At 42.1% G+C, this 8,127-nt stretch carries 10 protein-coding genes and 1 rRNA gene; 4 read left to right on the top strand and 7 right to left on the bottom strand.

Going from position 1 to position 8,127, the window contains the following annotated elements:
- A 23S ribosomal RNA gene (locus tag NTV63_05755) occupies nt 1-380 on the top strand; the annotation flags it as partial.
- A 294-nt stretch (nt 381-674) separates the two neighbouring features.
- On the opposite strand, the gene NTV63_05760 is transcribed toward NTV63_05755, so the two are convergent.
- The 5 genes from NTV63_05760 to NTV63_05780 form a co-directional block, all read right to left on the bottom strand.
- Nucleotides 675-1,403 (bottom strand): ZIP family metal transporter, encoded by a 729-nt coding sequence (locus tag NTV63_05760; protein MCX6710422.1) that lies wholly within the window; start codon nt 1,401-1,403, stop codon nt 675-677.
- 40 nt (nt 1,404-1,443) lie between these two features.
- Nucleotides 1,444-1,914, bottom strand: a complete 471-nt coding sequence (locus tag NTV63_05765; GenBank protein MCX6710423.1) for a nucleoside deaminase — start codon at nt 1,912-1,914, stop codon at nt 1,444-1,446.
- A gap of 17 nt (nt 1,915-1,931) precedes the next feature.
- Entirely contained in the window at nt 1,932-2,936 is a 1,005-nt protein-coding gene (locus NTV63_05770) for a hydroxyacid dehydrogenase (GenBank protein MCX6710424.1), read from the bottom strand.
- 81 nt (nt 2,937-3,017) lie between these two features.
- Nucleotides 3,018-3,602 carry a ferritin-like domain-containing protein gene (locus NTV63_05775; GenBank protein ID MCX6710425.1) on the bottom strand — a complete coding sequence of 195 codons (585 nt, stop codon included), beginning with the start codon at nt 3,600-3,602 and terminating at the stop codon, nt 3,018-3,020.
- Nucleotides 3,603-3,653: 51 nt separating this feature from the next.
- Nucleotides 3,654-4,130 carry a hypothetical protein gene (locus NTV63_05780; GenBank protein ID MCX6710426.1) on the bottom strand — a complete coding sequence of 159 codons (477 nt, stop codon included), beginning with the start codon at nt 4,128-4,130 and terminating at the stop codon, nt 3,654-3,656.
- Between the two features lie 163 nt (nt 4,131-4,293).
- On the opposite strand from NTV63_05780, the gene NTV63_05785 reads away from it, so the two are divergent.
- Nucleotides 4,294-4,731, top strand: a complete 438-nt coding sequence (locus NTV63_05785; protein MCX6710427.1) for a GNAT family N-acetyltransferase — start codon at nt 4,294-4,296, stop codon at nt 4,729-4,731.
- Nucleotides 4,732-4,768: 37 nt separating this feature from the next.
- Here the strand turns inward: NTV63_05785 and NTV63_05790 are convergent, their stop codons facing one another.
- Nucleotides 4,769-4,987 carry a hypothetical protein gene (locus NTV63_05790; GenBank protein ID MCX6710428.1) on the bottom strand — a complete coding sequence of 73 codons (219 nt, stop codon included), beginning with the start codon at nt 4,985-4,987 and terminating at the stop codon, nt 4,769-4,771.
- Nucleotides 4,988-5,211: 224 nt separating this feature from the next.
- On the opposite strand from NTV63_05790, the gene NTV63_05795 reads away from it, so the two are divergent.
- Complete coding sequence (locus tag NTV63_05795) at nt 5,212-5,850, top strand: proteasome subunit beta (protein ID MCX6710429.1); 639 nt, start codon at nt 5,212-5,214, stop codon at nt 5,848-5,850.
- 105 nt (nt 5,851-5,955) lie between these two features.
- Nucleotides 5,956-7,866: a beta-CASP ribonuclease aCPSF1 gene (locus NTV63_05800; protein MCX6710430.1), complete on the top strand. Its 1,911-nt coding sequence runs from the start codon at nt 5,956-5,958 to the stop codon at nt 7,864-7,866.
- 38 nt (nt 7,867-7,904) lie between these two features.
- Here the strand turns inward: NTV63_05800 and NTV63_05805 are convergent.
- A partial coding sequence (locus NTV63_05805; GenBank protein MCX6710431.1) for a hypothetical protein occupies nt 7,905-8,127 on the bottom strand: 223 nt, incomplete at its 5' end.

Raw genomic sequence — 8,127 nt, forward strand, 5'->3', positions numbered from 1 at the left:
GGCTCTTCCTATCCTGGCTGTGCAGAAGCAGCCAAGGGTGGGGGTGTTCACCCATTAAAAGGGATCGTGAGCTGGGTTCACAACGTTGCGAGACAGTTGGTTTAATATCTACTGGAAATGCGAAAGTGTCTGAGGGGAAGGATCTTTTAGTACGAGAGGAACAAAGGTTCGGCGCCACTGGTCAACCGGTTATCTGATAAGGTAAGCCGGGCAGCTACGCGCCAAGGGATAAGAGTTGAAAGCATCTAAACTTGAAACCCGCCTCGAAAAGAGACACTAGAAATACTCATAGAAGATGAGTTTGATGGAACTGGGGTGTACGTGCGAAGGAATACGACGCATTCAGCCCGCAGTTACCAACAATTTCATTCCTACTTTATGCATGGCCTTTCATTATTTTTTTCTAAATGCATTATAAACTGCATTTAAAATTCTATAATCTTTTTATGACTCTGGAGAAATTATTTATGATATTTATGAGTCTAAAAGAATCAAAGGAAAAATTCTAAGAAGATTTGGGAAAAATCATAATGAACCAAGAAGAAAATAAAACAATCAGCTGTAGTCATAGTGTTATTCTTTAATATTGTCTTGAATATTTAATGCTCCTGCCTAATTTAATGCTGCTGTTTAATGCATCTAGCAGATTGAAGCATAAGAAATTTTCATATTTCTCATATTAATCCCAGAAGCACTACAATAACCACTCCTGCAATGAGCGAGAAAATTGTTGCGTGGCTTCCTGAAAGCGAGCATGAGCTTGGGATAAGCTCATCTGCTGAGATGTAAATCATTATTCCTGCTGTAGCGCCTATTAGAAGCCCGATGGAGCTTTCCGGAATTATTTGATAAAAGAAATAAAGCAGGAAAAAACCGATAAGCACGGAAATAGAGGTAAGCGATGCGAGGAAAAAAGAGTTTTTCCTTTTTCTTGTGAGATAATAATACGATGCAGAGGTGCATGCCGCCTCGGGAATGTTATGGATTGCAATGCTTAATGCAATGGCAAAGCCGACTTTCAATCCTGAAAAAGCCCCTATTGCAATAGCCATTCCCTCAGGAATGTTGTGCATGAAAATCCCGATTATAAGATAGATTGCGCTTTTCTTGAGTTTTCCGCCCTGCTCCTGCGAGCCCAATTCAGGATGAAGATGTGGAATAATCTTGTCTAATGCATACATAAGAAGAGAGCCGACAACTATCCCCACTGCGCTAATCCAGATTGAGGACATCCTCACACTTTCAGGCATCAGCTGAAGAAATGACACAGAAAGCATAACTCCTGCTGCAAATGCAAGAAGGATGTACATGAACTCCTTCGAGGGTTTTTTAAGAATTCCAATCAGCGCGCCGAGGAGGGGCGCTGTTGCAGAGATTATAAGGAGAATAAGGATTTGATTCATTGGGAATCAGAAAGATATTATTTTTATATAAATCTTTTCCTCAATATGCGTCTTCGTGCCTTTTCTTCCAGAATTTGAAAAGCTCAAGATTTTCCCTTCTCATAAAGTTGCCCTCCACCTTAACCTTGCTGCTCCCAAGCTTTTTCATTTCTGCATTTGATATTGAGAGCTCATTAAACCCTATGGATTTTGCATCTGATATTTTTGCGCCATAAACAATCCTTCCAATCTTTGCCCAGTGGCATGCTGAAAAGCACATGGGACAGGGCTCGCATGTTGAATATATGGTGCAGCCTGAAAGGTCATATGTTTTAAGCTTCCTGCAGGCATCCCTTATCGCATTTATCTCTGCATGCGCTGTTGAATCAATGGCTTTTTTCACTGTGTTGTTTGAGATTGAAACTGCCTTCCCATTTTTGACAATGCATGCTCCGAATGGGCTCTGCCCCTTCTCTATTCCAATAAATGCCTTCACAATTGCAAGCTTCATGAATTTTTCATCATCTTTCATTTTTCATCCTCTTTTTATCACTGAATAGAATTCTCAATTTTCCCCTTTGAAAATGACTTTATGCTCTCAACAGTTGTCTCAAGAATCCTTTTGAGCGCCTCTCCACTGTAAAAAGCAATATGCGGAGTGAATACAACATTGTCCTTTGCAATCAGAATCCTGTTGTTTCTTAATGCTGAGGATTCAAATGAGGAATCTTTGCTGCCTGAATTAAGGAGGGCTTTTTCCTCAGTTATCAGCTCCTCGCCCTCAAGCACATCCAAGCCTGCCCCAGAAATGGTCTTGTCATCAAGCGCCTTTATCAGCACTTCTGTATCAACAACTGCGCCCCTTGATGTGTTTATCAGAATCGCGCCCTTCTTAACCTTCTTTATCGTATCCTTGTTTATCAGATGATGAGTGAATTTGTTGTATGGAACATGAAGGGTTATTATGTCAGAACTTTTAAGGACATATTCCATCGGTGCATACTCAAACCCGAGAACCTCTGAGAGGAAATTGTTTCGGCTTATGTCAAATGCAAGAACTTTCATCCCAAATGCCTTTGCAATCCTTATAACATGAAGCCCGATGTGCCCTGCGCCGATAACACCAAGTGTTTTTCCCTTGAGGTCAAACCCCTTGAGATTGTCAAGCGAGAAGTCGTTTTTCATTGACTTAACATACGCCTTATGGATATTCCTTGAAAGCGAGAGTATTAATGCAAATGTGTGCTCTGCAACTGTGTTTTCCCCGTATGTAGGGACATTGCACACAGTTATCCCCCTCTTCCTGCACTCTGAAATATCAATGTGGTCAAAGCCAGTTGATTTTGTCGCAATGAGCTTTACATTCGGAAGTTCATCAAGAATCTTTGCGTCTATCCTTGAGCGGATTGCTATTGCAACTGCAGAAAAATCCCTGATTTTTTTCACATTATCGCTTGTCAATGGCTGATTGAAAAAGGAGATTGAGTTTCCCTTCAGGTTCTTCTCTATATACTCTCTCTCCCAGCCCTCCATTTCAAAGAATGCTATCTTCATTTTAAAAAAATATTTTTTAGACATTATTTAAAGGTTTTCATAAGCGAAGGCAAAAAGGCAAAAAATAAGGCAGATGCCTGCCTAAAAATCCTCGCTCTTAACCTGGTAGAATGCCTTGTCATGCCCGCATGAAGGGCAGGCTTCTGGCGGGGAAACCCCGTAATAAACATAACCGCATTGCCTGCACACCCACCACACTGGTTTGTCCCTCTTAAAAACAGTCCCTTCCTCAACATTCTTGAGAAGCTTGATGTATCTTTCCTCATGATGGCTCTCTGCAACTGCGATTGCTTTTATCCTTGCTGCAATCTCGGGATAGCCCTCTTCCTCAGCAACCTTCGCAAATTCAGGATATAGTTTTGTGTATTCCTCATGCTCCCCTGCAACAGCTGATTTCAGGTTCTCAAGGGTTGTCCCCCTGATTGTGGGCACATCTGTTGTTATGTGAAGAAGGTCAAGGTTCTCATTGAAGTCCTTCTTCAGCCCGATAATCATCTTCAGGAACCAGCTTGCGTGCTCCCTCTCATTTTCCGCTGTTATCATGAAAATCTCAGAAATCTGCTCAAACCCCTCTTTTTTTGCTGTGCTTGCATAGAAGGTGTATCTGTTCCTTGCCTGGCTCTCACCCACAAATGCCTTTGCAAGGTTCTCAATTGTTTTATTCATCAAATCACCCCAAAATAGGGTATAGATGTTGTTTTAAATAATTTTCTAAGTTTAGGCAAAAACCGCTTTTATGATTTCCCCAACATAATTTGTTATTATGACAACAGTAATCGCTATTGTAAGGTGCTCTAAAATCACCTTAAGCGGATTCTCATTCTGCTTCCTTGCCATGAAATAGCTGAAAATCGAAAGGAGGGCAAGCCCGTATAAAACGCTTGCAATCATCGCTTTCCCAAGAGGCAGGAGCAAAACTGGTATCACGAAAGTGAGGGCAAACACGAGCTTTGTTATGAAAGTGAAAAAAGTGGATTTCCAGACCTGCATGGGAGTGTGGGCGTTCTCTGATTCCTCAGAGATATGGACTCCGAATGCATCTGAGAAAGCATCTGCAATTGCAATTGTGAGAATTCCCCCAACAACCGCAATCTTTGTGCCAATGCCGGAATTCAGCCCAATCATGAGCCCAAGAGTAGTTATTACTGCTGATGTCAGTCCGAAGCTGAATCCTGTCCTTAAAGAGTCTTCCATGAAATTCAGGTTAGAGAGCCTGCTTAAATAGTTTATTGACAAAACCAGCTTAAAAGGTGATTAACTGCCCGGTTGCGAAACCAAAGAGTGCTTAAAAGGGCTTTACAAAAATATTTAAGCATGGCTTTCATCTGAAACAATTCCAAACAGAGGACTGGAATGCTTGCAAATAAGAAAAGGAAAAATATCTGATTTCAAAGAATTAATGGCAGTATTAAACTCAACTCCGCAGCTTCAGGATTACAAAGACGAACGCTGTTACTACAGCGAAGAATGGGTAAAGGACTCAATCCGCGACGGGCTCCACAATCTTGTCCTTGTTGCTGATGACAGCGGAAAAATCGGGGGATTTCTCCTTGCCGAATTCTGGAAGAACAAGAGCTTTGCCGAAATGGTTGCCCTCTATGTGAAGCCGGAATACAGGCAGAGAGGGATTGCAACTCTTCTCGTGAATGAGTTTGAGAAAGTTTGCATGGAAAGAAAGGTAACCAGCATTTCTGCCCTTGTCCTTGTGACAAACAAGAGAATGCAGAACTTCATGAAGAAGAAAGAATACAAGAAAGGGAATATTTTCTACTTCTATGGAAAGCAGATAAGATAATAGAATTTAATAGAATTAAAAAAATCCAAAAAAATTTCTAGATGCTTGCAAGAAATACAAGCAATGCGTGAATAATCCCTAATGCAATTCCTATTTTTGCAAAGAGGAAATGCCTTCCTATTGGAATCTTCTTCTTCATTTTCCTGTTCCAGGATGGAATTGCGGCTGCTGCAAGGAAAAAAAGCAAAGCGAAAATCCCAATATAAATTATAAGCGGCTTTCCAAAAATTGGAAAATAGCTAATCTGCTCTAACATATTTATCACCCCAAGGATAATTATTCGCATAAGTATAAAATATTTTCTTTATATTTGCAACAGGATTGATTATTCTCCTTATATCCTCCTCATTTTATGAAATGGCTTTATTCCAAGCCATAAGCCAAACCTTAAAATCGCAAGCTTTATATATGGGCAGTTTTTCTCTTCCATTATTATTAGTTCTTTTGAAATAAGAGACAAGAGGTTTCTAAGTGATTCAAATGGAAAATGAAATCATAAAAACTGGCACTACAACTTTAGGGCTTGTGTGCAAGGACGGGTTAGTCCTTGCTGCAGACAAGAGGGCAACAGCAGGATACCTTATAGCAAGCAAGAAGACAGAAAAGATCCATCAGATTGGGGACAATATGGCTGTCACAATGGCAGGAACTGCCTCAGACGCCCAGCTTCTTGTGAAAATATCAAGGGCTGAAATCAAGCTCAAGTCGATAAGGACCGGGCTTGAGGTAAGCGTAAAAGAGGCTGCAAACCTTGTTTCCCGGCTTGTATATGACAACATAAGAAAATACTCAACAATACCTGGAGTGTCGCATTTCATCCTTGCAGGAAAGGACTCAGACGGGTTTTTCCTTTATGACCTTTTCCCAGACGGAACTATAGAGCTGTGCGACGAATACATTTCATCTGGCTCTGGAAGCGTAATGGTTTTCGGAGTGCTTGAGACGCTCTACAAGAAGGGAATGAGCGTTGATGAGGGAGTCAAGCTTGCTGTCAAGTGCCTAAACGCAGCGCTCCAGAGGGATGCTGCATCAGGAAGCGGATTTGATGTTGTGACAATCACAGGCGAAGGGATAAAAAAAGTGATTGATAAGGAAATCAGCTCAGGAATACCGGCATAAGCCGTGTTCTTTATATTTTTATTTTTCAGAATCAATTGAATCTTATTATCTAAAAAAAAAGCGGATTAGAAAAAAGCAGTTAGGCATACTAAAGGGGATTCTTTAATGGTAGGAAGCAAAAGCAAAATTTTGACAGAAGTCATGAAGTCCCTCCCTGCAGACAAGATAAGCGATGCAGGATTTGAAGGCGCAAACATAGTCATATACACAAAGGACAAGGAATTCTTCCTGGACAACCAGGGGATAATAAAGCAGATTGTCAATGACATAAAGAAAAGGGTTGAACTGCGCCCAGACCCATCCATAACAATGGATACTGAGGAGACAGAGGAAATAATAAAGAAGCTCATTCCAGAGGAAGCAGGAATGGGAACCATACTCTTTGACCCCCAGAGATCCCAACTGACAATTGAGGCTGAAAAGCCAGGGCTTGCAATAGGAAAGCAGGGAAGCATCCTCAGGGAAATAAAGGAAAAGACGCTCTGGATTCCTATTGTAAGGAGAAAGCCTGCCATTAAATCAAAGATAATTGAAAACATAAGGGGGGTATTGTACCAGCAGTCTGACTTCAGGAGAAAATTCCTGAACAACACAGGGCACAGGATTTACGACGGCTGGATAAGGGAAAAAAGGCAGGAATGGGTGAGAATCTCTTTCCTCGGAGCAGGAAGGCAGGTTGGAAGATCATGCCTTTTCCTTCAGACGCCGGAATCAAGGATACTTCTTGACTGCGGGATTGATGTTGCAGCAAATGACCAGAGCGCATACCCTCACATAGAGGCGCCTGAGCTTCAGATAGGACAGATTGATGCAATAATACTTTCCCACGCCCACCTGGACCATTCAGGATTTATACCATACCTTTTCAAGTACGGCTACAGGGGACCTGTCTACTGCACAGCCCCAACAAGGGACATAACAGCATTAACGCTTCTTGATTTTGTCAAGATTATGAAATCAGACGGCAAGGAGCCGATATACGACTCAGCAGACATTGAAGAGATGGTCAAGCACACAATAACACTTGACTATGATGAGGTAACTGACATAACCCCTGACATAAGGATAACCCTTTACAATGCAGGGCACATACTTGGAAGCGCAATGGTGCACATTCACATAGGAAACGGGCTCCACAACATGCTTTACACAGCAGACATGAAGTATGCAAAGACAGAGCTTTTTGAGGCGGCAACAACAGAGTTCCCAAGGCTTGAAACCCTCATAATTGAAGCAACTTACGGAGGGCGCGACTATGAAATGCCCTCAAGAAAGGAGTGCGATGACTTCTTCAGGAAGATAATAATAGACGGAATAACAAGGGGAGGAAAGGTGCTTGTCCCTGTCCTTGGAACAGGAAGGGCGCAGGAGATAATGCTCACTGTTGAATCAATGATAAGAAACGGGGAGCTTCCAAACATCCCTGTTTATGTTGACGGGATTGTGTGGGACATGACTGCAATACACACAGCATACCCTGAATTCCTGAACAGCACTGTGAGAAGGCTTATATTCCAAGAAAACCAGAACCCATTCCTCTCGGAAATTTTCAAGAGAGTGGGCTCGCCGAAGGAAAGGACACAGGTGATTGAGGAAACAGGCGCATGCATAATACTTGCCACTTCAGGAATGCTTGTGGGAGGTCCATCAGTTGAATACCTCAGGCAGCTTGCAAGCAATCCAAAGAACATGCTCCTCTTCGTATCCTACCAGGGAGAGGGCTCACTTGGAAGAAGGATACAGCACGGCGAAACCCAGCTTACAATGGGAAACGGAAACGGGGGGCAGGAGCTTGTCAAGATAAACATGCAGATTGAGACAATAGAGGGATTCTCAGGGCACTCAAGCAGGAAAGAGCTCATGAACTTTGTATACAAGTGCAACCCAAGGCCGAAGAAGGTAATTGTCCAGCATGGAGAGAACTCAAGATGCCTTGACCTTGCAAGCTCAATGCACAAGACTTACCATGTTGAGACAGCAGCGCCGAGAAACCTTGAAGTATTAAGGCTGAAATAAGGATTTAAATTTCTTTATTTTTCAAAATTATATCTGCTTTACTGCTCTTCCTTAATATTATTATTTTCCAGCCGCGATTTAAGGGTTTCAGCAAGTTTTCTGCAGGCAGGAATCCTTTCAAAGCCGAATTTTTTGCTGACAAAATTCCCTGCATTTGGAATCCCTGATGCAAAAATCAGGTTTGATGCAATGTGCGCTATTGAGAAAGGGATTGCAGTGAGAAACACAATCCAGCCGTAAATTGGAATTGAGGACAGGTTC

It is taken from the genome of Candidatus Woesearchaeota archaeon (genome assembly GCA_026394965.1).
Lineage (GTDB): Archaea > Nanobdellota > Nanobdellia > Woesearchaeales > 0-14-0-80-44-23 > JAPLZQ01.